Source organism: Blautia sp. OF03-15BH, from assembly GCF_003463065.1.
Classification (GTDB): domain Bacteria; phylum Bacillota; class Clostridia; order Lachnospirales; family Lachnospiraceae; genus Limivivens.
Genome location: NZ_QSCM01000027.1, coordinates 1 through 26,116, shown reverse-complemented (window position 1 = coordinate 26,116; position 26,116 = coordinate 1). Strand labels below are relative to the sequence as shown.

Here is a 26,116-nt window from a genome sequence, read left to right as displayed (position 1 = left end):
GTGAAACCAGTAAAAATATACGAAATGCCATTGTACATAGATAATTTAAGAGATAATGATATGGAGGAATACACATGAGCACAGTTACTTTAGATAATAAAACGATTTTAGTCACAGGTGCGGCTGGCTTCATCGGTTCTAACCTTGTGAAACGAATCTATCAGGAAGCGCCTTCGGCTACTGTCATCGGCATCGACAATATGAATGCCTACTATGATGTAGCACTGAAAGAGTTCCGTCTGAATGAGCTGGCCAAGTATCCCACATTTACTTTTATCAAAGGCAACATCGCTGACAAGGCACTGATCACCGAACTATTCGAGAAGTATAAGCCGTCTGTGGTCGTTAACCTTGCGGCACAGGCTGGTGTGCGTTACTCCATCACCAATCCGGATGCTTATGTGGAATCCAACTTGGTCGGCTTCTTTAATATTTTGGAGGCATGCCGCCATTGCGAGAGCCTGGAGCATCTGGTTTATGCTTCTTCTTCCTCCGTCTATGGTTCCAACAAGAAGGTTCCGTACAGCACAGACGACAAGGTAGATAACCCCGTATCTTTGTATGCAGCCACCAAGAAATCTAACGAACTGATGGCACACGCCTACTCGAAGCTCTATAACATTCCGTCCACTGGTCTGCGCTTCTTCACAGTGTATGGTCCAGCAGGTCGTCCCGATATGGCCTACTTCGGATTCACCAACAAGCTGGTGAAGGGTGAAACCATCAAGATCTTCAACTACGGCAACTGCAAGCGTGATTTTACTTATGTGGATGACATCGTTGAGGGTGTTGTCCGTGTGATGAAGAAGGCACCGGACAAGAAGAATGGCGAGGATGGTTTGCCGATTCCGCCGTATGCAGTTTACAACATTGGCAATCAGAACCCGGAGAATCTGCTGGACTTTGTGCAGATTCTGAGTGAGGAGTTAGTAAGAGCGAAAGTACTGCCGGAAGATTATGATTTTGAGGCTCATAAAGAGCTGGTTCCGATGCAGCCGGGTGATGTGCCTGTGACCTATGCAGATACCAGTGCGTTGGAGCGTGACTTCGGATACAAGCCGAGCACCAGCCTGAGAACTGGTCTGAGGAACTTCGCTGAGTGGTACGCTGAGTTTTATAAATAAGAGAAAGGTTAGAGGGGAATGCTTAAAAAAATACATAGATTGATAAGCATTATTGAGTCAAAACTGTTTCCCATGGCATATGCAAAGAAAGCTGGAGTAGAGTTCGGGGAAGGTTGTCGTTTGAACGGCGCACCGGACTGGGGAAGTGAGCCTTGGTTGATTAGCGTTGGAAAACATACAGAAATATCAAACAACTGCACTTTTATAACACATGATGGCTCTACATGGGTATTTCGGAATCAAGAGAAATATAAGAAAGTCATTAGATTTGGAAAGATTCAAATTGGCGATAACTGCTTTATAGGAGCTGGTACAACAGTAATGCCGGGAATAAAAATTGGAAATAACTGTATTGTAGGGGCTTGTAGTCTGGTAACAAAAAATATACCGAATGGAGAAGTCTGGGGGGGAGTACCGGCTAAGTTCATTTCTACAACGAATGATTTTGCGGAGAAGTGTTTAAAAGAAACACCAGAATATGATGTTGAAAACTTCTGCAAGAACAAGAAAGAAGAAGTTTTGAAAATGCTTAAGTAGTACTCGTATATTGTAAAAACGTGGGAAACGGTTGCGAAAGGTTAGGAAAAAAGTCGGGATTCATGCTGGAGAAAAAGAATGAAGGATAAATTTGCGGTGTCCATGTTCGGACAAAAACGACTGTCCCGTGAGGGTGGGATAGAGATAGTTGTAAAGGAACTATGTACCAGAATGGCACGAGATGGATGTCAGGTCACATGTTACAACAGATCAGGCCATCATGTGAGCGGTGCAGAGTACGACGATAAAATTGAATATGATGGAATCCGACAGAAATTTGTTCCAACTATTGAAAGAAAAGGCCTTGCAGCTGTGAGTTCCTCCTTTTTTGCAGCTCTTTACAGCGCACTTGGAAAATACGATGTGGTACATATCCATGCAGAAGGTCCAGCTTTTTTCTCGTGGCTACCAAAGATGTTTGGAAAGAGAGTCATAGTTACAATCCATGGCATTGACTGGCAACGCGAAAAATGGAAATCCGGCTTTGGTTCGAAGTTTATTCGGCAGGGCGAAAAAAATGCTGTAAAGTATGCGGATGAAATTATCGTCCTGAGTAAAGGTGTTCAGAATTACTTCAAAGACACCTATGGCAGAGAGACACATTTCATTCCGAATGGCGTGAATAGACCAGAAGTCCGAGAAGCTGGTTTAATAACGGAAAAATTTGGACTGACAAAAGATTCCTACATATTATTTTTAGGTAGATTGGTGCCGGAAAAAGGCATCCGGTATTTGGTTGAAGCATTCAAGAATGTCAAAACAGATAAGAAATTGGTCATTGCTGGTGGATCTAGCGATACGGATTCCTTTATGAAAGAGCTGAAAGAGCTGGCAAAAGGTGATGAGAGAATCGTCTGTACTGGATTTGTGCAGGGACAGATGCTGGATGAATTGTACAGTAATGCCTATATTTACACATTGCCTTCGGATTTGGAAGGTATGCCATTGAGCCTCTTGGAAGCCATGAGCTACGGTAATTGCTGCCTAGTTTCTGATATTCCAGAATGTGCAGAAGTTGTAGAAGATAAGGCTTTGATCTTTAAGAAGTCAGATGTGGATGATCTTAGAGAAAAGTTGCAAAATGCCTGCGATCAACCTGAAAAAGTTATAAAGATGAAGAAACAGGCAGCTGACTTTATCTGTGAGAAATATAACTGGGATGCTGTTGTAGAAAAAACAATAAAGCTATACCAAAAAGCATAAATGACTATATAAAAAGTTAGGGAGATAAATATCATGAGAGATTTTAAGGATTTAAAGATTGCTGTGGCTGGTACTGGTTACGTTGGCCTTTCCATTGCTACGCTGCTGTCTCAGCATCACAAGGTGACGGCAGTAGATATTATTCCTGAGAAAGTAGAGTTGATCAATAACAAGAAGTCTCCGATTCAGGACGAGTACATTGAAAAGTATCTGGCAGAAAAGGAACTGAATTTGACTGCAACTTTGGATGCGAAGGAAGCATACAGTGATGCTGATTTTGTAGTTATCGCAGCACCGACAAACTACGATAGCAAGAAGAACTTTTTTGACACCAGTGCGGTTGAAGCTGTGATCAAGCTGGTCATCGAGTACAATCCGGAAGCTATCATGGTTATCAAGTCTACGATTCCGGTTGGCTATACTGCAAGTGTTCGTGAAAAATTCCACTGCGACAATATCATTTTCAGCCCGGAATTTTTAAGAGAGAGCAAGGCACTGTACGACAACTTGTATCCGAGCCGTATCATTGTCGGTACTGATGTGGATAATGCTCGGCTGGTAAAAGCTGCACACACCTTTGCAGAACTCCTTCAGGAAGGTGCTATCAAGGAAAACATCGATACTCTGTTCATGGGCTTCACCGAAGCAGAGGCAGTTAAGCTGTTCGCCAACACCTATCTGGCACTGCGTGTCAGCTATTTCAACGAACTCGATACCTATGCTGAGATGAAGGGTCTGAATACACAGCAGATTATCAATGGCGTATGCCTTGACCCTCGTATCGGTACCCATTACAACAACCCGTCCTTTGGCTATGGCGGTTACTGCTTGCCGAAAGATACCAAGCAGCTGCTCGCTAACTATGCAGATGTGCCGGAAAACCTGATTGAAGCAATCGTTGAGAGCAACAGAACCCGTAAAGATTTCATCGCCGACCGTGTGTTGGAAATTGCAGGTGCTTATGAGGCAAATGACAGCTGGGATGAGAGCAAGGAAAAGGAAGTTGTTGTAGGTGTTTATCGTCTGACTATGAAGAGTAACAGCGACAACTTCCGTCAGAGTTCCATTCAGGGGGTCATGAAGAGAATTAAGGCTAAGGGTGCGACCGTGATTATCTATGAGCCGACCCTGAAAGATGGGGATACTTTCTTTGGTAGTAAGGTAGTTAATGATCTGGATGAGTTCAAGAAACAGAGTCAGGCCATCATTGCGAACCGTTATGACAAATGCTTGGATGATGTGAAAGAGAAAGTCTATACGAGAGATTTGTTTGGCAGGGATTAAGGATGAAAAAGAAAAAATACCTTTTTATTGTGCCATCATTGTCGAAGGGTGGCGCAGAGCGAGTGGTTTCTATATTGGCAAGTGAACTGGTAAAACAGAATCGAGAAGCAGTCGTAGTGACGCATTTTCGCGCGGATAAAGAGTATCCGGTAAATAATGATGTCAATGTTGTTTGCCTGTCCAATTTAAATGAAGCAGAATATCGAAAAAAAATGTGTACAGCATATCTTGTTAAATTGGCAGGAATGCTTAGAAAAGAGATTATACGGCAAGAGCCGGATTATATACTTCCGTTTTTGTGGACAACATGCGTTAGAACCGACTTGGCATTGATGGGTTCAAGTCTAAAAAAGCGTGTGATTCAAACAGTAAGAAACAATCCTGCAGTTTTCCCTGAAAATGCCATGATGAAGAAATACCGAAACAATCTGGTGCGAAAGTCTCGTTTAACAATTGTACAAAACAATCAGCAAAAACAGTACTTTCCAGAGACGCAGTGGGATACGATTAAAGTTCTTCCTAACCCTGTATCATCTACTCTTTCACAGATAGAACGCTGTGAAGATAAATCTCAGTTTAAAATTGTAGGTGTTGGTCGATTGGAGAATCAAAAAAATTTTGATTTATTGATTGATGCTGTAGCAGATGTGTCTAAAAAATATGGAAATGTAAAGTTAGATATTTATGGTGAAGGGTCAATGAAAGATCATCTTCAAGAGCATATAGATTGCATGAAGCTTGGACAGAAAATTACTTTAAAAGGGCGTAGCAGTGATTACAATGAAATCTATGGGAGTGCATCTGCTTTTGTGCTGTCCTCAGATTTTGAAGGAATGCCCAACACGTTATTGGAGGCGATGGCTGTTGGTTTGCCATGTATTTCAACAGATTGTCCCACAGGTCCATCAGATATTATAGAGTCTGGGAAAAATGGAATCCTTGTGCCGATGGGTGATAGAAATAGACTATCTCAAGAAATTGAAAATCTCATCCAGCAGAATGGAATGAGAGAAGATTTGGCTAAAGCTGCTAAGAAGACTATTCTTACGAGATATACACCTGAGAAAATAACACAAAAATTCATTGATATTTGTGAAGAGTGATAGGAAAGAAAAATGAACATTTTACATTTAGAATATTCAGGAGGCACAGGCGGAATAGAAAAACTATGTAAGGATATTGGATTACATCCTGGAGTTGATAGGCAGTATTTTGTTTTTGTGCATGAGGGTGGAGAATTCTACGATGAAATGCAAAGAGCGGAGCTTTCAGTACGGTGCCTAAATTTAAAAAATAGAGACGTAATAAAGCTTTATTCAATTATAAAGCAAATAGTATATAATGAACAAATTGATGCAATAGTAGTCCATCATCCGGCACCAATAGTTTGGTTGGCTATTCTAATGTACATGTGTCTACCACATAGGGCTAGAATATTGATTTATTTTCATAATGTTTATGATGAAGTCACTAGGCACAGCAAAGTAAGAAGGCAAGTCCTTAATATTTTGCTAAAAAAAAGTGATGGAATTATTGCAATATCAGAATTTGTAAAAAATACAGTTCTGTTGAATTCTTCTGTCGATTCAAGAAAAATTCATGTTATTTATAATGGAATCGAATGTCCGGATGTAGATTGCACTTCAGAGGGAAGTTTACACAAACCGGTGCGTATTTTGTATGTAGGACGCTTGATTGAGCAAAAAGGTGTGCAAATCCTGTTAAGAGCAGTATCTATATTAAAAGATAGTACACCGTGTGAATTACGCATTGTAGGTGACGGACCGTACAGATCAGAATTGGAAGATTTAAGTAAAGAACTTAAAATTGAAAATAGTGTAAAGTTTTGCGGTAGCAGAAATGACGTGCCAGAACAACTAAAATGGACAGATATTTTTGTGCATCCGACAATTGGTGAAGAAGGGTTTGGCTTGACAGTTGCGGAAGCTCTGAGCCATGGAAAGATTTGTATTGCTTGCAGAAAAGGCGGCATCCCAGAAATAATCAACGATGGAGAAAATGGATTTTTAGTAGAATCTGAGAAGCCTATGGCAATTGCTGATAAAATCGAATTTGTATGTAACAAATTAACGATTGAACAGCGTCAGAAAATTCAACAAAATGCAACTTTGCGTGCTCGCAATTTTGAAATTGAGAACTTGGTGCATAAACTTCATACGCTAGTTACTTCAGTGGAGGGGAAAAATGGTTAATAGTAAAGAAATATTGAAGGACTACATCAGCTATGAAACTAGAGAGTTTACACCGAAAGTTCTCTTGAAGATTCCATTCGATTTATATGAATCACAAATTATTGCTAAATTTATAATTCTATTAAGAAAGACAGAGTATCATATTAACTGTAACCACAAAATAAGAAAAATTTTCTACTTATTGGCACTTAAGCATAAACAATGTAAATATGGTGTACACATACCGGTAAATGTCTTTGCTAAAGGATTAAGCATTGCGCACCTTGGAACAATTGTTGTAAATGGAAATGCTAAAGTTGGAAGTGACTGTAGAATACATGTTGGCGTGGTGATTGGTGCTAATGGAGGGGTGCCGTATTGGGAGATAATGTTTACCTTGGTCCTGGTGCGAAGGTGTTTGGAGAAATTTATGTGGCAAATGGAAGTAAAATCGGTGCAAATGCCGTTGTAAACAAGAGCTGCCATGAAGAAAATGCAATTCTTGTTGGTGTTCCTGCAAAAAATTGTGCCACAGGTAGAACGGAGATGGATGAATAGTGAAAAAATACTACTTGGTTCGTTTTGATGATATTTGTCCTACCATGGATTTTGAGCAATTTGGAAGAGCAGTATCTTTGATGGAGAAATATAATATTAAACCGTTGTTGGGTGTTATCCCTAATAATAAAGATACAGACCAAATGAAATGTGAGGAAAATCCGTTGTTTTGGGAACTGTTGAAGGAACTTCAAGATAAAGGGTGGGATATTGCTCTGCATGGATATACACATGTATATGATCAGGAAGAACCTAAAACGCTAATAAGTGGAAAAAAGCATTCTGAATTTGCAGGTAACAACTATGATGATCAATATACTAAAATAAAAAAAGGAAAAGAAATATTAGAGAGTCATGGACTAAGAACTACAATGTTTTTTGCACCGGCACATACCTATGATGCCATTACATTAGATGCTTTACATGACAATGGCTTTCTATATAATGTCGATGGTTGCTCATCACTTCCATATAAAGAACAGAATGTTATAGCGATACCATGCAGAGCGTTTGGCGTGCCTAAGTATGATATAGGAAAAATAAATGTAGCTGTGTGCCATCCAAGTGAATGGGGCTTAGCCAGTAAAGAAAGAGATTATGATAGCTTAAAAATGTTTTGTGAAAAACATAAAGACAATTTTGTTTCATTTTCAGAGTTGATGGCGTCAATCAGTTTGGGAAATTCGAAAATTCAAAAATGTATCGAAAAGATATATGTTATTGGAAGAAATATATATATTGCAGCAAGAAACGTTCGAAATAAGGTGAGAGGAAATATTGGATGATGAGTGAGTTGGTCAGTGTGGTTATTCCAATATATAATGTGGAAAAATATTTGTGCCAATGTGTGGATTCAGTGCTTGCGCAGTCTTATACAAATATTGAGGTTATATTGGTAGATGATGGGGCAACAGATAGCTGTCCACAGATATGTGATGATTATGAAAAGAAGGATGTAAGGGTTAAAGTTATCCATAAAAGAAATGGTGGCCTATCTGATGCAAGAAATGCTGGATTAAGGATTGCACTAGGAGAGTATATCTGCTTTTTTGATTCGGATGATGTGGTTCATAATGATATAATAGCAGAATTATATCGTGCTTGTACAGAAAATAAAGCAGATATATCAACGTGCTTTTTTGAACGGTTTACAGAGGAGCGCAGTGGAAACAACGAAAACAAAATTCAAAATCAGGATTGCACAGGCAAAGAATTAATAAGTAGAATTTATAACGGTCAGGGAGAAAAAATCGCGTTCGTTGCATGGAATAAACTATATAAAAAAGATCTTTTTGAAAAACACAATATCTTGTACCCTGTTGGGAAACATCATGAGGATACATATACTACTTATAAACTTTTATATTATGCAAAATCGGTTTGCATTGTTCCGAAGGAACTGTACTATTATCGAGTACGACAGGGTAGTATAATGAATAGTGTGTTCTCACTAAAAAGGCTTGAAGATATTGAAGCAAGAGAAGAAGCTATCGAATTTTATAGTAATCAAGCTGAAAATGCTCTTCTTAAGTTAGCGGTGAATGATTATTTTGGATCGTCTGTTAGAACTTATGGGGATGCGCATAGAAGTACATGTAAAGAGGCGGAGACGAAGATTATTAATGACTGCTATAGCGTATGGAATAAATATTCCAGTCTTCTTGAGTGGAAGAAAAGGTTGTTCTATGGTTTGTTTTTGAAATATCCGAACATGATATCAAATATTTACTTAAAAATCAAACAGTAACTATATAGCAAAAAAGTAAGGAAAATTGTCTATGAAAATCAGAACAATATCAATAAAAAAAGCTGTATATGTTATCTATATGATGTTCGTTCTGAATGTTACATATAGCGTATTCAATACAGCATATGCATATAATTTTGCGATTTTATTTGCCTTATTTGGGGTGGCTTTATATGCGATTCCTATGTTAGTGAGGGGAAAGATTGAAAGAAAACTTGTACGTGGAATAGTAGCTTTTTTGCTACCAATGATATTGATAACAGGGATTTCTATTATTACAGCCATATGTGTACATGGGAGTTCGATATATGGTTCGGATGTATCCCAATCACTTTTAAGATGCATACATTATTGTGCGGCTTTTTTAATTGCATATTACTCAGTTCGATGGTTTGGGAAAGATACTGTACGGCTTATAGTTATAAGCGGATTGATTTCATATGCAACAGTATTTGTTCAATATATACAAAGAGCCGGCCTTAAGGGGTTAATATTTTTTCAACATGTAGTAAATGGAGTGGGTCTGGAAGTCCATGACCTGACTTATTGCATGGGGTTATTTTTTATATATTATTTGTTAAGCGATGAGTATTCAAAATCTTATAAGATAAAAGCACTAATACCTATTTCGATAGCGATTATTTATGGCAACAAAAGATCATTGTTCCTAGGTTTGGCAATATCGATTTTAATATATGTGCTCCTAAATAGATTTGAATCTCAAAGTTTGCAGTTGTTATGGATTGTTTTTGGCATTTATATAGTTGGAGCATTTATTTTCCTGTGGTTGGTAAAAAGTGGCGTGTTTGCTACGATTTTAACATATTTTAATATTCCAGATATGGCAAGACTTAGAATATGGAATTATTTTTCGGATTCGTACACTCTAACTCCAGGGTATTGGGGACGAGGAATTGCATATACAGATAATAGAATGGTTCTTCGTGAAACAATGCAGAGTTTGGATATTACGAATAAGATTCCAATTCACAATGATATTTTAAGAATATATATTGGATGGGGATTTATTCCATTCTTGTACTATTTGGTGAATTTTTTCCTTTTACAGATTCGTTGGTTTAGAAAACAAGGTGATAATAATAACGGATGGCAATATTTCGCTATTGCTAGTTGTGTTTACTTTATAAACTTCTTTGATAATATGATTACAAGCGTGAGCTTTAATATTTGCTTCTTTGTAATCTGGCTTCTTCTGACAAAAGAAAAAGGAAATATAGATATCGGTCAAGGGAGGGAAATTTATGGACAATAATTTGGTCTCAATTATAATCCCTGCGTATAATGTTGCGCGATATTTAGACGACTGTTTAAAAAGCGTTTTGAATCAGACATATACAAACTTAGAAATAATAGTAATTGATGACGGATCGACAGATAAGAGCTTAGAAATATGTCATTCATATGCGGCTAAGGATAAAAGGTTAAAGGTTATTCATCAAGAAAATGCAGGAGTAAGTGCTGCAAGAAATGTCGGCTTGAGCATTATGACTGGAAAATATGTTCTGTTTATCGATTCAGATGACAGAATTGAACAGAACATGGTCGAAATTCTTGTTAAAGAAATTGAAGAGAATGAAAAAAATGATGCAGTCTTCTGTGGGTATAAGGAATTTGAAGATGAAACTGACAGAATAATCAAAGAAGTTGTTCCCAGTAAATCAAAACGAGTAGATCGAGATAATGGTGTTGCAGAAATATTTGGAGAATACGCAACCATGCTGTGGAATAAAATGTTCCGCTGTTCGATAATAGATAAGTCGGATTTATTTGATGTAACATTGAAAATCGGTGAAGATGAATTATGGATGGTAGATGTCTTAAAAAAAGCAAATAACATTATGCTAATAGGAACACCGCTCTATTATTATAGGAGCAGAGCGGAAGGGGCTTCAAAAGGTCAGGTGTTTTCAGAAGCTAAAATGACGGATTATGAATCCCAAAAGAAAGTCTTGAAAAGTATAAACGAATATGGCTCTGAAGCTTTGACACTGTATGCACAACAGAGATTGTATTATACAGGTCAAGACATAATGAAACTAGCGTATTATGGCGGCTACTTTGATGTCTATGAAATGATTGACCATGAGATTAATGAGGCTCGAAAGGTCTGGTTTGATCATCACTCCAATAAATTAGGTAAGATCCGACGTAGACTTGTTGAAGCAATGATGCGAAAAAGAGTACCGGGTAGGTTTATAAAAATATTTGATAAATAAGGAATGGGATAAGATGAGTAGGGTTGCGGTTATTACATTGGCGGATTTTAACAATTATGGAAATAGATTGCAAAATTATGCACTTGAAAAATTGATTGTAGAAATGGGATATGAGGTTGACTCAATTGTACCGTATCGCCCTAATATAATAAAAGAAGCTGTAAAGACAGTGGTAAGGAAAAAAGATGTACCCTTTACACAAAAAATGCTCCAATTAAAGAGACTGAATAATTTCCTGTCCTTTGATAAAAAGTATGCTCATACTTATTCCATAAATGACAACGATTTTCACACAATTCCAATAGAAAACTACGATTGCTTCATATCTGGAAGTGATCAAGTATGGAATCCGGACTGGGCTGACTACACATACGATAAAATGTTTCTGCGTTTTTGCCCGGTGAATCAGCGAATATCCTATGCCGCAAGTTTTGGTGTGGACGAAATACCTGATAAATGGAGAGAAAAATACGCAGTTGGTCTTTCAGAATTTCATTATCTGTCGGTAAGGGAAAAGAATGCAGTTGAGATAGTTGAATCATTAATAGGAAAAAAATGTGAGAAAGTCCTTGATCCTACAATGCTCTTGGATAAATATATGTGGGACGAGATAAAGAAAGTTCCGAAAAAAGTACATGGAAAGAATTATATTCTTACATATTTTTTAGGAGAAAAAACGGACTCTATAAACGCAGAATTAATGAAATACTCTCAGATGTATCACTGTGATATAATTAACCTTTTAGACTTAAAGGATAATGCGTATGCTGCTGCTCCAGACGAATTCATCGGATTGATTAGCGAAGCAAAATTGATTATGACGGACTCCTTTCATGCAACAGTATTTTCTATTATATATGAGCGACCGTTTGTTGTGTATAATCGTAAGGGGATTGGAAGCAAAATGGGGTCAAGATTGTCTTCATTATTAGAAATGTGTGGATTATTTGAAAGAAAAAGTGAGTGTATAAGGAGAGAACAACTTTTTGAATGTGATTTCACTGATGCTAAAAAAGCAATAGAGCAAGAAAAAGAACACAGTATAAAGTTTTTGAAATCTGCAATAGAAGATAGCATAGTTGATAAGATGTTGAACAAACAATAAGAACAGTTAGAGGAAAATAATAGCAAATGAGTATATCACGAACAGAAAATGTAAAGAGAAATATATTTTATAGCTATCTTGGAGCTGTTCTAACTTCTGCATTCTCAGTTATTTGTAGAACAATTTTTGTATACAAGTTGGGTGCAGATTACTTAGGAGTTTCAGGATTATTTACAAATGTTTTAGGAGTATTATCCTTTACAGAATTAGGAATAGGGTCTGCAATCGTATTCGCACTATATAGACCGATAGCCGATAGAGACAGAGAAAAAATCAAATCATTACTTGCCTTATATAAGCGAGCCTACCAATTGATAGCACTGATTGTCACAATAATTGGTATTTTGTTATTGCCTTTTTTGGGAATATTAGTTAATACTGAAATTCCACTTTCAGAAATTAGAATTTATTATTTGGTCTTTTTGTTTAACACAGTGTCATCATATTTTGTAAGTTATAAGACATCATATGTTTCTGCACTGCAGATGGAATATGTTGTAACTAACACAACCACAGTAGGTACAATTATAACAAATGTCTTTCAAATCATATTGTTGCTCTTAGGAGGAGATTATTTAGGCTACTTGTTGATTGCAGCAATTATTGGACTTATTCAAAAGATTGCTACGGTATGCTATCTGAATATAAAATTTCCAATTTTGACAGAAAAAAACATCAAAGCATTGGACAGCGAAACGAAATCGTCAATATGGAAAAATGTTAAGGCGTTAATTATTCATAAAGTCGGTGATGTTTCTGTTAATCAGACAGATAACATTATTATTTCAGCTTTCGTTTCAACAACAGCAGTAGGTTTATTGTCAAATTACACAACGCTAAATACTTTGATATCTACATTCACTAACAAGTTTTTCGGGAGTTTTACTGCTAGCTTCGGAAATATGCTTGCAAAGGAAAGTGTTGAAAAGCAAAGAAAAATTTTTGACACATATGATCTTCTTGGGTTTTGGATTTACGGATTTGTATTAATTGCATTTGTAACACTGTCACAACCGTTTATAACCCTTTGGCTCGGACCAAATCTACTGTTAGATAATGCGACAGTCATTTTGTATTTTGTTTCTTTATACTTAGCAGGCATGACATTAATACCCTACAATTTTAAAATTGCGGCAGGTAGATTTAATGAGGATAAATGGGTTGCTTTTATTCAAGCAATTACAAATCTGGTAGTTAGTATTGCGGCTATTAAAATTATTGGTTTACCCGGTATATTTGTTGGAACAATTGTTTCACGAATGATTGTTGTTATTGTGAGACCATATATTGTATTTAGGTATGTATTAAAGGAAAGTCCACGTGGATATTTTATAAGGCTTACTTTTAGATCGTTGCTGGCTTTTGCATTATGCTATTTTATGTATATGTTAAGAACTATTCTGTTTTCGCATGTGACAATTTTGAGTTTTGTGGAATTATGTGTTTTGACAGCTTTAATACCTAATTTTATTTTTGTTATACTTTTTGGTAAAACTGATGCTTTTAAGGATATTTTGAGTAGGGTTAAGCGAAAGTAAACAGAGTATAAGGATATTGTTATAATAGTAATGTGGGTTTATACAAGATAAAAAGGGGTGAAGTATAATTGGATAAAGTGGTTTCAATAGTATCTCCGTGTTATAATGGCGAAAAATATTTGAGTTCCTATTTGAATTCTGTCCTCGAACAAACATATCCAGAGATAGAGCTGATACTTGTGGATGATGCTTCGACTGATGCGACCGCAGAAATTGTAAAACAATATGAGACTTTATTCAAAAATAAGGGTTATACTCTTATTTATATAAAACAGGAATCGAATAAAGGACAAGCTGCTGCAATTAATAGAGGATTAAAAATATTTTCCGGAAATTTTTTCACATGGATGGACTCAGATGATATTTATTACAATGACGCAATTCAAAAAAAAGTTGAATTTTTAGAAAAAAATACTGAGTACGATTTTGTCCTAAATGATGGAGAGATTGTGAATGAAAAAGATCTCTGTACGAGGGTAGGCGTACTCAAGCGACAGAAACCAAGCAATAATGATAATCTGTTCAAGGATTTATTAGATGAAAATAATGTTGTATTTACTCCAGGAGTTATTATGGTAAGAGCGGATGCACTAAAAAGAGCGATACCAAATCTTAGCATATATGAAAGCAGAGAAGGACAAAACTGGCAATTAATGCTTCCACTTGCATATTCCTTAAAGTATGGCTATTTGGATGAAATTTTATTTAAGTATGTTGTTCATAACGGTAGTCATTCGCATATGAAGCGCCTGTATGAAAGGCAAATAGAGCGCAGAGATAATTTTTATGTATTGCAAAAAGAGACAATATCAAAGATAACTGACATGCCAAAAAGTGAGAAAGAGTATTGGATTCAATATTCATATAAAAAACAGTTAAAGGAGAAATATATTCTTACTTTGAAAAACAGAAGAAGAAAAGATTATGCCGCCTATAAAAAAGAAATGAAAAAATATGATGTTGATATACCAGAAAAAATGCCATATGATTTTTATCAAATCTATATCATATTAAGAAAAATTAAGAATAAATTAAAAAGGAATTTGATGAAATGAGTACATATGCTGCATATTATAATAATAGTCAAGTTCGTATGGAATCATCGTCAGGTGGCTTATTTACTTTAATCGCAGAAAGATTTGATGTTACTTATGGTGTGACAATGACGGATGACTGCTATGGATGTGAGTTTATAAGAGTTGAAAAAAATTTAGAATGCCTAAGGGGAAGTAAATATTTGCAGGCAAGAGTAGGGGATACTTTTAAACATGTAAAAAAGGATTTATTGGATCATAAACGTGTCCTTTTTAGCGGAACTGGATGTCAAATTAATGGATTAGTTATGTTTTTAGGTAAAGAGTATCCTAATCTGTTTTTAGTGGATATTATATGTCACGGAGTGCCTTCTCCAAAGCTATGGCGGGAGTATATTGAGTATCAAGAAAAATCATTAGGCAAAATTCGCAAGATTAATTTTAGGGATAAGACAGAAGGATGGTTGGATTTTGGAATGATGGAAAATACTCATTTTAGTTCCATGCATACTGATCCATTTATGCAAATGTTTTTGCGTAATTACTGTTTGCGACCTTCTTGCTATGAGTGCCATGCAAAAGACCTAAAAAAATCGGATATAACTATTGCTGATTTTTGGGGAATTCAAGATGTTGTGCCTGAAATTAATGATAACAAAGGAATTTCATTGGTGATAACAAGAACCAGTAAGGGACAAGACATTTTTGAAAAAATTAAAGAAATGTTGATTTATAAAGAAGTTACATATGAAGAGGGCGTTCGTTGCAATACAGCAGAATATCTCTCAGCAAATAAACCGAAATTAAGAAAGGTTTTTTTCGTAGACTTAAATCGACTATCATTTGATGCAATGATAAAAAAATATGCGTCTTCAATTACTACCCCAAAATGGAAAATAATATTGAAAAAATACAAAAACTATATCAAGAAGATACTAAGAAGAAGTTAGCGTGAGATTATGAAAATGAATGAATCTATACCGGTATTATATAAAAGAAAAGAAGAATGTTGTGGTTGCACGGCTTGTTATGCTATCTGTCCGAAAGAGGCGATTTCTATGGTAGAGGATGAAGAGGGATTTGAATATCCACAGATTGATGAAAGCAAGTGCGTGCGGTGCTATCAATGCATTAAGGTATGTCCGATAAAAGCAGCACGAGCATAGGAGGGAGAGATTATGAACACAACATTACTTATCATGGCAGCCGGTATCGGCAGCCGCTTCGGAACAGGAATCAAACAGCTAGAGCCAGTCGATGTTGCTAACCATATTATCATGGACTACTCGATCCATGATGCGATTGAGGCTGGTTTCAATCATGTGGTATTTATTATCCGTAAGGATATCGAGAAGGAGTTCAAAGAAGTGATCGGCGATCGTATTGCTTCTATTTGCTCTTCTCATAATGTAACTGTGGACTATGCTTTCCAGGATGTCAACGATATTCCGGGAACTCTGCCAGAAGGCCGCACAAAACCGTGGGGAACTGTTCAGGCTGTGCTTGCAGCAAAGAGCGTAATAAAGACTCCGTTCATTGTGATCAATGCAGATGATTACTATGGCAAAGAAGGCTTCAAGGCTGTATACGAGTATCTGGTGAATGGCGGCAAGTCCTGCATAGCTGGTTTCGTTCTGAAGAACACGCTGTCTGATAACGGTGGTGTGACTCGTGGTATCTGCAAGATGGATGAACAGAACAATCTGACTGAGGTTGTGGAAACCAAGAACATCGTAAAGACTGCAGATGGAGCAGAGGCAGACGGTGTGGTTGTTGATGTGAATTCTCTGGTTTCCATGAATATGTGGGGCTTGACTCCCGATTTTCTGGATGTGTTGGAGGACGGATTCAAAGAGTTCTTCGAGAAGGAAGTTCCGGGCAATCCTCTGAAAGCAGAGTATCTGATTCCTATTTTCATCGGTGAGCTGCTGGAGCAGGGCGAGATGTCTGTGAAGGTTCTGAAGACCAACGACACCTGGTACGGTATGACCTATCACGAGGATGTCGCAGCTGTAAAGGACAGCTTCAAGAAAATGTTAGAAAAAGGCGTGTATAAGGCTGATCTGTTCAGTGACCTGTAAACGATGATGAAAGAATCGATTGATTTACTCGGAAAGATTCTCACAAACATCCTGACTGCTCTCTATGAGCCGTTTGGATTTTCACTCCTTCTTTCTTTCCTTGCAATGTTTTTCTACCTGTACGCATATGGGCTGTTAGGGTCAGGCCCCAATGTCAGTAAGGTAGAATTAAGATAAGAAGCATGTTATACTTATTATTATCTATAAGTAATAGAAGTTAATAACCAGTTCTCGTATTGCGGCTTAGATTGAAGGATTTAGGCATGGCAAACAGACAGACCGGGAATCTGTCTACTAAAAGCTATTGATTCTGTTGGCTATCGGTATAGAAAACTGGTTACAGTCCGTGCTTTAATATGGCGCGGACTGTTCCTGCCAGGGCGTATAGGAAGAATATAGTTGTTAATAAGAGCGATGACATCCATTTGTGTAGCAGATTTTTTTCGTCGCAGGAATTCAATACAGATATAAATTGCCATCGTGAAATTAACCTGATAGATAAATCTTCTATCTTTTTGCGATACGATGATGGTACCGGTTATAATCTCACAAAAATTATATAAAATAAGGCGTGCATAGATTTCCTGCATGATTAGTTGTTTTTTCCTTGAATGGAAATAAGCCAGTCCAATGGTATATTTTAGTTCGCGAAAAGAGGTTTCAATCCCCCAGCGTTTAAAATAAAGTTCCTTAAGTTGTTCTACATCGAATTCATATGCAGGAAGATTAGTAAATACAGTCTCAGAGCTACCGTTAGGAAGCTGGAAACGGACAATTCTGAACCGGATATAATAAAGGGAACTGCTGTGTTCTCGAAGATAATCAAAGGGCCGTGAAGAAATATTTTTGTATATATCAGGTTGTTCTTTGACAGCCCGTGTATTCCGCCTGGTCAGCCAACGTTCAAAATCTATATCAAATTCAGGAGATGCCGGAAGCGTAAGGGTGCTGAGCAGATTTCTCGAACCTTCATCTCGGGCTCTGATAAGAAACCGGGCATTATTTTCGATAACATGAGCCATAACATTAAAGGAAGTGTAGCCACGGTCAGCTATAAAAATGACTTTTTCATCAGAGATTTGTCTAAAATGGTCAACCATATCGCACATGGCAGAGTATTCATTGCTGGAATTACATGGCTGCAAAATGGCATCGATATAGGTTCGTGATAAAAGATCATAAAGTGCATTTAAATGAAGGAGATTGTAACCTTTACCATAAGGATCGGAGATCCTGTAAGTTTCTGGATCTTCCGGGTCGCGTGGAATACAGATATCCGATCCATCGACAGCGAGGAGACGATATCCCTTTAAGTTTTTGCCAAAATTAAAAGAATCTGTAAAATCACGGAAAAGGATCTGAAAGGCTTCGGGAGATAATTTTGAACGCTGCTGGATAAGCGCGGAGAGAGATGGGGTGTCGGCGCTGAAATCAAAATACTTGAGCATTTCATGTTGAAGAAGACTTTTCCATAGATAAAACGGAGAGGATTGTATCCGTAAAAGAGATTTTTCGTTTGCGGGAAAAGGCTGTTTTCTGAGTTGAGAAAAGCCATGAGGCGGCTGCCATATCAGAGATGACAGAAAAAAGGTTGTTTTTAACAGCTTCAGGTGATAATTGCATAAAAATACCTCCAGTCAATTGATTTCGACTGATACGTGAGCCGGATATATCTTTTTGATCAAGAGGCGCGAAGCGCCGCACATTTGGAGTGTAATGTCAAGAGTTTTGTTTAAAAAATAAAAGTATTACATAAAAAGACAATACCCCTAAAAAAGAAAAAGGTAAAAAAGTAGGAGAAATACAGCGTAAATAAGAATATTTGCACAAAGTGCTATTAAGTTAAGAAAACTACCTGACATTGGGGTCAGACCATCTAAGGGAAAAATAAAGCTTTTCTAAAGAAATTACAAATTAAACTGGGAGCAAAAGATATGATGAACACAACATTACTTATCATGGCAGCCGGGATCGGCAGCCGTTTTGGAACAGGAATCAAACAGTTGGAGCCGGTCGATGATGCAAACCATATCATCATGGACTACTCAATCCATGATGCGATTGAGGCTGGCTTCAATCATGTAGTATTTATCATCCGTAAGGATATCGAGAAAGAGTTCAAAGAGGTTATCGGTGATCGCATTGCCTCCATTTGCTCTTCTCATGATGTAACTGTGGACTACGCATTTCAGGATATCAACGATATTCCGGGGGAACTTCCAGCGGGCCGGACAAAGCCGTGGGGAACTGGTCAGGCTGTGCTTGCAGCGAAGGACGTAATTAAAACTCCGTTCATTGTGATCAATGCAGATGATTACTATGGCAAGGAAGGTTTCAAGGCTGTCCACGAGTATCTGGTGAATGGCGGAAAGTCTTGTATGGCTGGTTTCGTTCTGAAGAACACTCTGTCCGATAACGGCGGTGTGACCCGTGGTATCTGCAAGATGGATGAGAATGGAAACTTGACTGAGGTTGTGGAAACCAAGAACATCGTAAAGACTGCAGATGGAGCAGAAGCAGACGGCGTGGTTGTTGATGTGAATTCTCTGGTATCCATGAATATGTGGGGCTTGACTCCTGATTTTCTGGATGTGCTGGAAAATGGTTTCAAGGAGTTTTTCGAGAAAGAAGTACCGGGCAATCCTCAGAAAGCCGAGTATCTGATCCCGATCTTCATCGGTGAACTGTTGGAGCAGGGAAAGATGTCCGTGAAGGTTCTGAAGACCAACGATACCTGGTACGGCATGACCTACCATGAAGATGTCGCAGCCGTAAAGGACAGCTTCAAGAAAATGTTAGAAAAAGGCGTGTACAAGGCTGATTTATTTGCAGACTTATGATATACTGGAGCCACGGGAAACCGTGGCTCTTTATGATATTGAGTAGGGTACACAAAAGAGCGAAGAATAGTTAGCGACGATTCATCGTGATTTTATACGGAAGGAAAAACGCAATGAAAGAAATGTACTCACCTGCGATATTGGCATCTTATGCAACTTTTAAAGAGTTGTATAATGAAGGAAAATACAGAAGCCCTTATCAAATTCTTGCAGAATTTATTAAATACATTGTTTTAACAGAAAATACATATTCATTTTCATTGGTGAAAATGAAGCAAGATTTAAAAAGAGTATTTGGCTTTGAGTTGCCGACTGCTGTTATAAAAACAGCAGTAAAAGGCATTGATGGAATAACAAGAGAAACGGCTACATCTGGTTATGTTGTCAATAATAAGCAACTGATTAAAAACGCAGAATTTGCGTCTTTGCGCAGGGAAACAGAGGTGGAAAACTTAGAGCTATCTAAATTGCTTCTGGATTATGCACATGAACATCATTCAGATCAGTATATTCAAGAAGATGCTTTAGTGCAAGATTTTATTGCATATTTAATTGACGAAAATAGTAATACAAAAAATCATGACCTTATAAGTGAATTTATTCTTAAAAATTCTGACGATGTGAGAATTCAAGAAAGTATAGAGTCAATAAGGCAAGGCGCAGTTTTATATATTGGATTGAACTATAATATCAGTGAAACAGGAAGTTTGGGAAAAGATTTGACATTGTATCTTGACACAGAGATTTTGTTTGATTTGGTAGGATACAATGGCATCTCTCGGGGTCAGACCCTATGAAGAAGCACAATATCATTAATCTGAGTGAGACAGAAGATCTGGTTACTGTGATGACCTGTAATGAAATCTTTGATCCGGGACGGCCGGATACGTTTTTTGAGAAAGTGTGATTTTCACGGACATTTACAAGAAAATATGGATGGAATAATGAGGAGATAATGAGCTTGAATGAAGTAGATCTTTACTATGATCATTACAAAGAAACATGTGCTTTAAGCAAACAAACTCAGAATCGACGGAATAGATTTTTCTGCTGGCTGTGTATTCTTGAAGCTATGTCGTTCTTGTTTTTGCTGAAGCCTGATGAAACAACGGAAATATTTAGAACAGGGATAAACACATATTTTGAAACAAATATTGCTTTGGGAAATACAGTTTTACAGACATTTCTTTGGATTATAATCGCCTATGTTACAGTAAGATACTGCCAGGACTCATTATATGTAAGACGTTTATATCCATACATAGATCGATTAGAAAAAGAAATAAAAAATGTAAGTAAAGTTGCAGTATTTGAGAGGGAAGGAGAAGAATATCAAAAAGAATATCCAATAGTGCTGAATCTTATAACTTTATTTTATAAAATGTTTTGCCCGATATTATTTCTTGGAATCAACATTGTACATATCATTCAAGAATGGCAAAGGAGTACTTTTACAATTGCTTTAGTGTGTGATACGGTGATATTTGGCGAAATATTCTTGATTACATGGTTTTATTTTTTTGAAACACATTTTCGGATAGCGAATTGGTGTAAAAGCCATATTCCTCTGATTGGAGGTATTGATAAAGGGTTAAGAAAGATATTAAGGAATGTTTAAAAAGATAAGAACCTGATATTATCACGAAAAGGGAGAGTTATGAAATGGAAAAAAGAAAAAATCTTTCAGAACAGTTAAATGAATATAGTACGGATGAAGAAAATCTGTGTGGTACTAATTTCGCGATTCATAAAAATGTTATGGTTTGGGGCGGAACGCTTATACAGTTATCAAACATTTCTTCAATATCAAGATATAATTCCTGGGAGAATAAGGAAGAAGAGTACTCCGAGAAAGTTGCAAAATCCGTTAGCTTTAAAGAGTTTAAAACGGCAAATCCAATTTTTAACTATGCTTTTTGGGGAGCAATCGTGTGTTTTATAATTGCCCTGTTTAAGTCATTTTTTTATATTCCGTGTCTTGGTTTGGTAATCTGGGTTGCATATTCTTATTTCATGCATTCTAAAACAATAATTAATGTTCCTAGAGTAAAAACAACCCGGATTTGTCATCGTATGATTTGTATTACCATGAACTCAACAAAGAAATATGATTTTGAAATTCCAACAGAAGAGTTTCGTAACGATGTAATGCTTACCTTGTACAAAAGAATTGTTGATCCGGGAAATAATGAAAATGGTATTCAGTTTGATTTGAAAAACTGTAATATTGTCAATAATTCAGTGGTAAGTGGAGGACAGGTTTTTCTTGGCGATGATAATGAAAATAAGGTTGGTTATACAGAGGACGATGAGTAGGTGAGCATATGAGAGAAAAGATTGTATTAAATGTCAAGAACATGAATATTAGTCAGGGAAGTATCAATAATGGTGTTGTTTGTATTGGTGATAGGAATTCCAATAATGTAATTGTTCGATCTAAAGAAAAAGCCGGGCGTAAGGAAGATCAACACTATGAGGTCATGGAGGAACCTTATATTTTTATCAGTTACTCACATAAAAATATTAAAAGAGTGCTTCCTATTATTAATAGAATGAAAGAAGATGGGTATCGAGTCTGGTATGATGCAGATATTAAGCCTGGACCAAAATGGGATCAATATGTAGAAACTTTTTTGAAACATTCTACTATTTTCATTGGCTTTTTTAGTTATGCTTATTGGAAATCTGGTCCATGTAAAGAAGAAATATCTTATGCATGTAATTTAGCTCAATATGAATCAGATGGAATTATTCCAGTGTGTCTTGATGATACAAAAATTCCAGACAATTTGGGGCTGCAGATGCATTTATCAGCTCGCGAGAGAATTGATGGATATAATTGTAATACGCCTGGTGATATTTGCAGAATGATTTATAAAAATGCTTTGATTCATAAATGCCAGGTAAATAAAGAAGCTTCGCTGGATAATTAAAAAATGAGTATTACAAATAGAAAGCAGATCATTAATGAAGGGAAAGAAATCATATTTGAGATAATTAAGTACATTGGAGAGAAGTTTCGCCTGCCGGGAGAACTGTATTCTTATACCACGATCACAGTGGGAAATATCAATGCAACTTATAAGGGGACTTATATTGCAGAAGGGCAGTACAAGTCCTATCTGTTCCAGAGGATCAATACGCATGTGTTTAAGAATCCGGTGGAGATCATGAAGAATATTGACGAGGTGACGTCGTATATCCGGGAAAAGTTCCCGGAGCAGCTGACGCTTCATTTTCATCACACAGCGGATGGACTCAACTATTTTGTCAGCGATGAGGATTCTTTCTGGCGGGTAATGAATTATGTGGATTCTCTTGCACTGGACACGACAGATGATCTGCGGGTCATTGAGGCAACCGGTAAGGCTTTTGGTAATTTCCAGGCCCAGCTGGCTGACTTTGATGGTTCCACCCTTTATGAGACGATTCCGGATTTTCATAATACCAGAAAGCGTCTGGATACGCTGTTTGCCCATGTATCCGAGGATCCCTGTAACCGTGTCCATGAGGTGATGGATGAGATCGCTTATCTTTCTTATGTGAGTGAGAAAGCGGCAGAATTGAGCGTGGATTTTACCAATGGAAAAATTCCGAGAAGAGTAACGCACAATGACACGAAAGCCAACAATGTCCTTTTTGACAAGGTGACAAAGGAACCGTTAGTGGTGATCGATCTGGATACGATCATGCCCGGAATGTCCATGTATGATTTTGGTGATGCCGTTCGTTTTATCGCCAACACAGCAGCGGAGGATGAACCGGACACGGATAAGGTTTTCTTTGATACAGGAAAATTCCGTGCGTTTGCCAGGGGCTTTATTCGGGAAACAAAGGATCTTTTGACAGAGGTGGAACTGGAAAATCTGGTGAAAGCAAGCTTTTCCATTACCGTGGAGCAGGCGAGCCGTTTTCTGGATGATTACCTGACCGGAGACCACTATTTCCGTTACGAATACCCGAAGCATAACCTGGTCCGTGCCAGATGTCAGCTGCAGCTTGCCAAGGATATCGAGAAGAAATGGCAGGAGCTGGAGTGGATCATCCGTGATGTGAGAGCGCAGCTGGAAGAGTAACGATCAGCGGTGGGCGGTGTATTTATTGTGTCATCGGAAGATCCTTCCTTCGCAGGCAATAGCGGGAATGCTCCTGTTGATTTTTCTGGGGATTGTTTTTGGCTCAACAGTATTTACCCGGGAGCCAAAAGCATACCGGGAATATGAACTGGAACTTTTCTGGTCCTGGAAAGCAGTTCTCCGGGGAGACCGGGAAATGCTGAAGGAAAACCTGCTGAACATGTTATTGCTGTTTCCTGCCGGTCTTTTGTTTCCGCCTCTCTTTCATAAGAAACTGCCCTGGTGGACGGGCTTGGCAGTTGGCCTGTTCATTTCTGCAGGAATTGAGACAGGCCAGCTGGTGCTGCGGCGTGGGCTTTTCGAATGGGACGATATGGTGCATAATAGTCTGGGATGCATGCTGGGAGTCTGGTGCAGTAACTTTTTGCTGGTACGTTTGAAAGTATATACAAATCAATAGAAGATTAGTGGTACATATTTAAAATAATGCGAATATATAGGAGATGATAGTTGTGCCAAGTTTAGCGGAACAATTTGAAAATTTAATAGATCCATCTACAGCTTTGGGTGCTTTTCTGATTAGCTTGGTGGCAGGTCTAGTTTGCTCGTTTATCACGGGCTGGCAGGCGTGCAAATATAAAAACAGAAAAAATGATATTGAAGCAAATGATGTAGGTGGTAGTATTAATCAAGATGTAAATTCGGATCAATCGAATAATTATGATAAGGCATCATTCGAAAAGACAAAGAACTCAATTAAGGTTCGAAATGTGCAAGGCGATATAAATCAGGATGTGAGGAAGTAGATGTTTTGGGATAAATGGTTCAACAAAAATGTAAAAGTAAGATCTAATTCTATAACTGCTGGGAAAGTTGGAGGCGATATTTATCAAGGAAACACAATCATTAACGTTGACCCAGCGACAAGTGTATTGAATGCCGCGTCTTCTGCTGACAATATGTCGGTAACAATGGACTCTATTGCTCAGGCAATCAAAAGGACAGAATTGTTACCGAAAGGGTATGGAGAGAAAATAATAATGGAAAATGGGCGTGCCAGTATTTCTTCAGTTATTACTGATGTGAAAGCTGCAAGTGCGAACCTACAAAAAATAAAGGGATCATTTAGGATTAAGGCCTGCAAGAATCAGGAGGAACTTGAGGAATTACTTCAAAGAGCATATATTTCACAAACTCCAATAGAAATAGATATGGTAGAAATGAAAAAAATGATTGGAGATATGGAAGATCCATTTCAAGAAGAGTTTCAAAAAGAAATTGAAGGTTGTAAATTTCAGATTACGCCGCCTGAATTGCCGGAAGCGAAGCAATGCGTGTTTGGTGTAAAAGATTCAGCGTTTTATTATGACGATATATGGCTAAGAATGAAACCAGTAGATCCGGATGACCATATCTTGGTACTTTCCAATGATGAACATTGTTCTGATTTAAGGCTCACATTGACCTACTATGGTGATACAGGTAAGACAACAATAGATCATGCGTACATCAATAAAGGTTGGATGTCTATTAAGAAATATTTAGAATTTATGAAAGCTGCCGATGCAGGGACAGAATTATATATTCGCATTAAAAACACAGAGACAGATTTCTTCAAAGCTACTTTACAAGCACCTTTTTTGGGAGAAGAATATGATCGCTTAGAATCGGAAATTAGATTTATCAGGAATATAATGTTGGTAGAGGCTTATTTTAATGTGTCTTTTGATAGCCAAAAAATTTTTGAACCAGAAGAAATAGAACTTATTAATTTCTTGGCTAAGAGCATTAGAAATATACCTGAGACCTTCACTTGGGAAAATTTTTCGTGCAGTGGTGTTGGAAAATTACCTGATGGCGAAAAGCCGTTTGTAAATCCAGAGGAGTTTTCAATTAGTTTTGAAAGTGTGGTTGATATTACTATACAAAATCATGTATTAGAAAGTATTAGAGTAAAAACAAAGTTTGATACTGCAAAATATGAAGAGGGCAGTGTTCCAACTGATTTCAGTGATGGGACAAGAATTGATATTAAATTAGTTCCAGCCTCTAGTAACAAAGGTAATAGAATTGCAATATTAGATTAAAAATAAAATCCTCCGTCCGGAGCACGGCTCTAGTCGGAGGACAATTTTTATCTGCGAGTTAGTCAGAACTAATCAGTATCTTCTGAAGATATCTCTTGTGTAAACTCTATCAGCCACATCATCCAGACAGCTGTCATAGCGGTTTGCGATGATCGCTTGGCTCATTTCTTTGAATTTCTCTAAATTATTCACAACCTTGGAACCAAAGAAGGAAGTACCGTCTTTCAAAGTCGGTTCATAGATCACAACGGTAGCACCCTTGGCTTTGATTCGTTTCATGACACCCTGGATACTGCTTTGGCGGAAGTTGTCGGAATTAGACTTCATGGTCAAGCGGTAAACACCAACAGTCACGTCTTTTTCCATAGAGGAATCCCATTGATTATCATCTCCGTAAGCATAATATCCAGCCATCTGCAAATTCCGGCTCATCTGACCACGCATTCCGCTAAGAACTGATCGGTCTTTCCGGA

The 26,116-nt window shown here is 37.5% G+C and carries 30 protein-coding genes and 1 pseudogene; 28 read left to right on the top strand and 3 right to left on the bottom strand.

Going from position 1 to position 26,116, the window contains the following annotated elements; all coding sequences use genetic code 11:
* The first annotated feature begins 74 nt into the window (after positions 1–74).
* The 18 genes from DXA57_RS16320 (at position 75) to DXA57_RS16240 (ending at position 16,640) form a co-directional block, all read left to right on the top strand.
* The gene (locus tag DXA57_RS16320) at positions 75–1,124 is read left to right on the top strand and encodes an NAD-dependent epimerase/dehydratase family protein (RefSeq protein ID WP_117768328.1); all 1,050 of its coding nucleotides are present in this window, start codon (positions 75–77) and stop codon (positions 1,122–1,124) included.
* A gap of 18 nt (positions 1,125–1,142) precedes the next feature.
* Positions 1,143–1,661, top strand: coding sequence for an acyltransferase (locus DXA57_RS16315; protein WP_117768327.1), 519 nt, complete (start codon positions 1,143–1,145; stop codon positions 1,659–1,661).
* Between the two features lie 78 nt (positions 1,662–1,739).
* Positions 1,740–2,864 carry a glycosyltransferase family 4 protein gene (locus DXA57_RS16310; RefSeq protein ID WP_117768326.1) on the top strand — a complete coding sequence of 375 codons (1,125 nt, stop codon included), beginning with the start codon at positions 1,740–1,742 and terminating at the stop codon, positions 2,862–2,864.
* Positions 2,865–2,897: 33 nt separating this feature from the next.
* Positions 2,898–4,148 (top strand): nucleotide sugar dehydrogenase, encoded by a 1,251-nt coding sequence (locus DXA57_RS16305; RefSeq protein ID WP_117768325.1) that lies wholly within the window; start codon positions 2,898–2,900, stop codon positions 4,146–4,148.
* Between the two features lie 2 nt (positions 4,149–4,150).
* Entirely contained in the window at positions 4,151–5,251 is a 1,101-nt protein-coding gene (locus DXA57_RS16300) for a glycosyltransferase family 4 protein (RefSeq protein ID WP_117768324.1), read from the top strand.
* A 12-nt stretch (positions 5,252–5,263) separates the two neighbouring features.
* Entirely contained in the window at positions 5,264–6,361 is a 1,098-nt protein-coding gene (locus DXA57_RS16295) for a glycosyltransferase family 4 protein (RefSeq protein WP_117768323.1), read from the top strand.
* The gene (locus tag DXA57_RS17600) at positions 6,354–6,812 is read left to right on the top strand and encodes a hypothetical protein (RefSeq protein ID WP_243005817.1); all 459 of its coding nucleotides are present in this window, start codon (positions 6,354–6,356) and stop codon (positions 6,810–6,812) included. Before DXA57_RS16295 ends, DXA57_RS17600 begins: the two co-directional genes overlap by 8 nt.
* Complete coding sequence (locus DXA57_RS17960; RefSeq protein WP_442857682.1) at positions 6,755–6,898, top strand: hypothetical protein; 144 nt, start codon at positions 6,755–6,757, stop codon at positions 6,896–6,898. Before DXA57_RS17600 ends, DXA57_RS17960 begins: the two co-directional genes overlap by 58 nt.
* Positions 6,898–7,683, top strand: coding sequence for a DUF2334 domain-containing protein (locus DXA57_RS16285; protein WP_117768322.1), 786 nt, complete (start codon positions 6,898–6,900; stop codon positions 7,681–7,683). The genes DXA57_RS17960 and DXA57_RS16285 overlap by 1 nt, the downstream gene beginning before the upstream one ends.
* On the top strand, positions 7,680–8,645 hold the full coding sequence (locus tag DXA57_RS16280; protein WP_117768321.1) for a glycosyltransferase: 966 nt from the start codon (positions 7,680–7,682) through the stop codon (positions 8,643–8,645). The genes DXA57_RS16285 and DXA57_RS16280 overlap by 4 nt, the downstream gene beginning before the upstream one ends.
* Positions 8,646–8,676: 31 nt before the next feature.
* On the top strand, positions 8,677–9,918 hold the full coding sequence (locus DXA57_RS16275) for an O-antigen ligase family protein (protein ID WP_117768320.1): 1,242 nt from the start codon (positions 8,677–8,679) through the stop codon (positions 9,916–9,918).
* Positions 9,908–10,882, top strand: a complete 975-nt coding sequence (locus DXA57_RS16270) for a glycosyltransferase family 2 protein (protein WP_117768319.1) — start codon at positions 9,908–9,910, stop codon at positions 10,880–10,882. The genes DXA57_RS16275 and DXA57_RS16270 overlap by 11 nt, the downstream gene beginning before the upstream one ends.
* Positions 10,883–10,895: 13 nt before the next feature.
* Positions 10,896–11,987 carry a polysaccharide pyruvyl transferase family protein gene (locus DXA57_RS16265; RefSeq protein WP_117768318.1) on the top strand — a complete coding sequence of 364 codons (1,092 nt, stop codon included), beginning with the start codon at positions 10,896–10,898 and terminating at the stop codon, positions 11,985–11,987.
* A 26-nt stretch (positions 11,988–12,013) separates the two neighbouring features.
* A complete protein-coding gene (locus DXA57_RS16260) occupies positions 12,014–13,525 on the top strand; it encodes a lipopolysaccharide biosynthesis protein (protein WP_117768317.1) in 1,512 nt (503 codons plus the stop codon).
* A 77-nt stretch (positions 13,526–13,602) separates the two neighbouring features.
* Positions 13,603–14,580 (top strand): glycosyltransferase family 2 protein, encoded by a 978-nt coding sequence (locus DXA57_RS16255; RefSeq protein WP_243005818.1) that lies wholly within the window; start codon positions 13,603–13,605, stop codon positions 14,578–14,580.
* Positions 14,577–15,509, top strand: a complete 933-nt coding sequence (locus DXA57_RS16250) for a Coenzyme F420 hydrogenase/dehydrogenase, beta subunit C-terminal domain (RefSeq protein WP_117768315.1) — start codon at positions 14,577–14,579, stop codon at positions 15,507–15,509. The genes DXA57_RS16255 and DXA57_RS16250 overlap by 4 nt, the downstream gene beginning before the upstream one ends.
* A gap of 9 nt (positions 15,510–15,518) precedes the next feature.
* Complete coding sequence (locus DXA57_RS16245) at positions 15,519–15,725, top strand: 4Fe-4S binding protein (protein ID WP_330423292.1); 207 nt, start codon at positions 15,519–15,521, stop codon at positions 15,723–15,725.
* A gap of 12 nt (positions 15,726–15,737) precedes the next feature.
* Entirely contained in the window at positions 15,738–16,640 is a 903-nt protein-coding gene (locus tag DXA57_RS16240) for a sugar phosphate nucleotidyltransferase (protein WP_117768314.1), read from the top strand.
* Positions 16,641–16,957: 317 nt separating this feature from the next.
* On the opposite strand, the gene DXA57_RS16230 is transcribed toward DXA57_RS16240, so the two are convergent.
* Positions 16,958–18,088, bottom strand: coding sequence for an IS4 family transposase (locus DXA57_RS16230; protein WP_117768313.1), 1,131 nt, complete (start codon positions 18,086–18,088; stop codon positions 16,958–16,960).
* A gap of 1 nt (position 18,089) precedes the next feature.
* On the bottom strand, positions 18,090–18,263 hold the full coding sequence (locus DXA57_RS17245; RefSeq protein WP_158571353.1) for a hypothetical protein: 174 nt from the start codon (positions 18,261–18,263) through the stop codon (positions 18,090–18,092).
* A gap of 314 nt (positions 18,264–18,577) precedes the next feature.
* On the opposite strand from DXA57_RS17245, the gene DXA57_RS16225 reads away from it, so the two are divergent.
* From DXA57_RS16225 to DXA57_RS16185, 10 genes and pseudogenes are all read left to right on the top strand, one after another.
* Entirely contained in the window at positions 18,578–19,480 is a 903-nt protein-coding gene (locus DXA57_RS16225; RefSeq protein WP_117768336.1) for a sugar phosphate nucleotidyltransferase, read from the top strand.
* A gap of 113 nt (positions 19,481–19,593) precedes the next feature.
* Positions 19,594–20,277: a hypothetical protein gene (locus DXA57_RS16220; RefSeq protein WP_117768312.1), complete on the top strand. Its 684-nt coding sequence runs from the start codon at positions 19,594–19,596 to the stop codon at positions 20,275–20,277.
* 5 nt (positions 20,278–20,282) lie between these two features.
* Positions 20,283–20,387 (top strand): annotated as a pseudogene (locus DXA57_RS17955) (hypothetical protein); the annotation flags it as partial.
* Between the two features lie 54 nt (positions 20,388–20,441).
* Complete coding sequence (locus DXA57_RS16215; protein WP_117768311.1) at positions 20,442–21,098, top strand: hypothetical protein; 657 nt, start codon at positions 20,442–20,444, stop codon at positions 21,096–21,098.
* A gap of 44 nt (positions 21,099–21,142) precedes the next feature.
* Positions 21,143–21,796 carry a hypothetical protein gene (locus tag DXA57_RS16210; RefSeq protein ID WP_117768310.1) on the top strand — a complete coding sequence of 218 codons (654 nt, stop codon included), beginning with the start codon at positions 21,143–21,145 and terminating at the stop codon, positions 21,794–21,796.
* Between the two features lie 8 nt (positions 21,797–21,804).
* Positions 21,805–22,413, top strand: a complete 609-nt coding sequence (locus DXA57_RS16205) for a toll/interleukin-1 receptor domain-containing protein (RefSeq protein ID WP_117768309.1) — start codon at positions 21,805–21,807, stop codon at positions 22,411–22,413.
* 3 nt (positions 22,414–22,416) lie between these two features.
* Positions 22,417–23,556 carry a phosphotransferase enzyme family protein gene (locus tag DXA57_RS16200; RefSeq protein WP_117768308.1) on the top strand — a complete coding sequence of 380 codons (1,140 nt, stop codon included), beginning with the start codon at positions 22,417–22,419 and terminating at the stop codon, positions 23,554–23,556.
* A gap of 67 nt (positions 23,557–23,623) precedes the next feature.
* Complete coding sequence (locus DXA57_RS16195) at positions 23,624–24,016, top strand: VanZ family protein (protein WP_117768307.1); 393 nt, start codon at positions 23,624–23,626, stop codon at positions 24,014–24,016.
* A 52-nt stretch (positions 24,017–24,068) separates the two neighbouring features.
* Positions 24,069–24,362, top strand: a complete 294-nt coding sequence (locus tag DXA57_RS16190; RefSeq protein ID WP_117768306.1) for a hypothetical protein — start codon at positions 24,069–24,071, stop codon at positions 24,360–24,362.
* Complete coding sequence (locus DXA57_RS16185) at positions 24,363–25,643, top strand: hypothetical protein (protein WP_117768305.1); 1,281 nt, start codon at positions 24,363–24,365, stop codon at positions 25,641–25,643.
* Positions 25,644–25,715: 72 nt separating this feature from the next.
* Here the strand turns inward: DXA57_RS16185 and DXA57_RS16180 are convergent.
* A partial coding sequence (locus tag DXA57_RS16180; protein ID WP_278309155.1) for a UDP binding domain-containing protein occupies positions 25,716–26,116 on the bottom strand: 401 nt, incomplete at its 5' end.

Excerpts from the sequence above, each read along its gene's own strand:
- DXA57_RS16320 (WP_117768328.1), top strand. The coding sequence starts at position 75 with ATGAGCACAGTTACTTTAGATAATAAAACGATTTTAGTCACAGGTGCG.
- DXA57_RS16315 (WP_117768327.1), top strand. The coding sequence starts at position 1,143 with ATGCTTAAAAAAATACATAGATTGATAAGCATTATTGAGTCAAAACTG.
- DXA57_RS16310 (WP_117768326.1), top strand. The coding sequence starts at position 1,740 with ATGAAGGATAAATTTGCGGTGTCCATGTTCGGACAAAAACGACTGTCC.
- DXA57_RS16305 (WP_117768325.1), top strand. The coding sequence starts at position 2,898 with ATGAGAGATTTTAAGGATTTAAAGATTGCTGTGGCTGGTACTGGTTAC.
- DXA57_RS16300 (WP_117768324.1), top strand. The coding sequence starts at position 4,151 with ATGAAAAAGAAAAAATACCTTTTTATTGTGCCATCATTGTCGAAGGGT.
- DXA57_RS16295 (WP_117768323.1), top strand. The coding sequence starts at position 5,264 with ATGAACATTTTACATTTAGAATATTCAGGAGGCACAGGCGGAATAGAA.
- DXA57_RS17600 (WP_243005817.1), top strand. The coding sequence starts at position 6,354 with ATGGTTAATAGTAAAGAAATATTGAAGGACTACATCAGCTATGAAACT.
- DXA57_RS16280 (WP_117768321.1), top strand. The coding sequence starts at position 7,680 with ATGATGAGTGAGTTGGTCAGTGTGGTTATTCCAATATATAATGTGGAA.
- DXA57_RS16275 (WP_117768320.1), top strand. The coding sequence starts at position 8,677 with ATGAAAATCAGAACAATATCAATAAAAAAAGCTGTATATGTTATCTAT.
- DXA57_RS16270 (WP_117768319.1), top strand. The coding sequence starts at position 9,908 with ATGGACAATAATTTGGTCTCAATTATAATCCCTGCGTATAATGTTGCG.
- DXA57_RS16265 (WP_117768318.1), top strand. The coding sequence starts at position 10,896 with ATGAGTAGGGTTGCGGTTATTACATTGGCGGATTTTAACAATTATGGA.
- DXA57_RS16260 (WP_117768317.1), top strand. The coding sequence starts at position 12,014 with ATGAGTATATCACGAACAGAAAATGTAAAGAGAAATATATTTTATAGC.
- DXA57_RS16250 (WP_117768315.1), top strand. The coding sequence starts at position 14,577 with ATGAGTACATATGCTGCATATTATAATAATAGTCAAGTTCGTATGGAA.
- DXA57_RS16245 (WP_330423292.1), top strand. The coding sequence starts at position 15,519 with ATGAAAATGAATGAATCTATACCGGTATTATATAAAAGAAAAGAAGAA.
- DXA57_RS16240 (WP_117768314.1), top strand. The coding sequence starts at position 15,738 with ATGAACACAACATTACTTATCATGGCAGCCGGTATCGGCAGCCGCTTC.
- DXA57_RS16230 (WP_117768313.1), bottom strand. The coding sequence starts at position 18,088 with ATGCTCAAGTATTTTGATTTCAGCGCCGACACCCCATCTCTCTCCGCG.
- DXA57_RS17245 (WP_158571353.1), bottom strand. The coding sequence starts at position 18,263 with ATGCAATTATCACCTGAAGCTGTTAAAAACAACCTTTTTTCTGTCATC.
- DXA57_RS16225 (WP_117768336.1), top strand. The coding sequence starts at position 18,578 with ATGAACACAACATTACTTATCATGGCAGCCGGGATCGGCAGCCGTTTT.
- DXA57_RS16220 (WP_117768312.1), top strand. The coding sequence starts at position 19,594 with ATGAAAGAAATGTACTCACCTGCGATATTGGCATCTTATGCAACTTTT.
- DXA57_RS16210 (WP_117768310.1), top strand. The coding sequence starts at position 21,143 with ATGGAAAAAAGAAAAAATCTTTCAGAACAGTTAAATGAATATAGTACG.
- DXA57_RS16205 (WP_117768309.1), top strand. The coding sequence starts at position 21,805 with ATGAGAGAAAAGATTGTATTAAATGTCAAGAACATGAATATTAGTCAG.
- DXA57_RS16200 (WP_117768308.1), top strand. The coding sequence starts at position 22,417 with ATGAGTATTACAAATAGAAAGCAGATCATTAATGAAGGGAAAGAAATC.
- DXA57_RS16195 (WP_117768307.1), top strand. The coding sequence starts at position 23,624 with ATGCTCCTGTTGATTTTTCTGGGGATTGTTTTTGGCTCAACAGTATTT.
- DXA57_RS16185 (WP_117768305.1), top strand. The coding sequence starts at position 24,363 with ATGTTTTGGGATAAATGGTTCAACAAAAATGTAAAAGTAAGATCTAAT.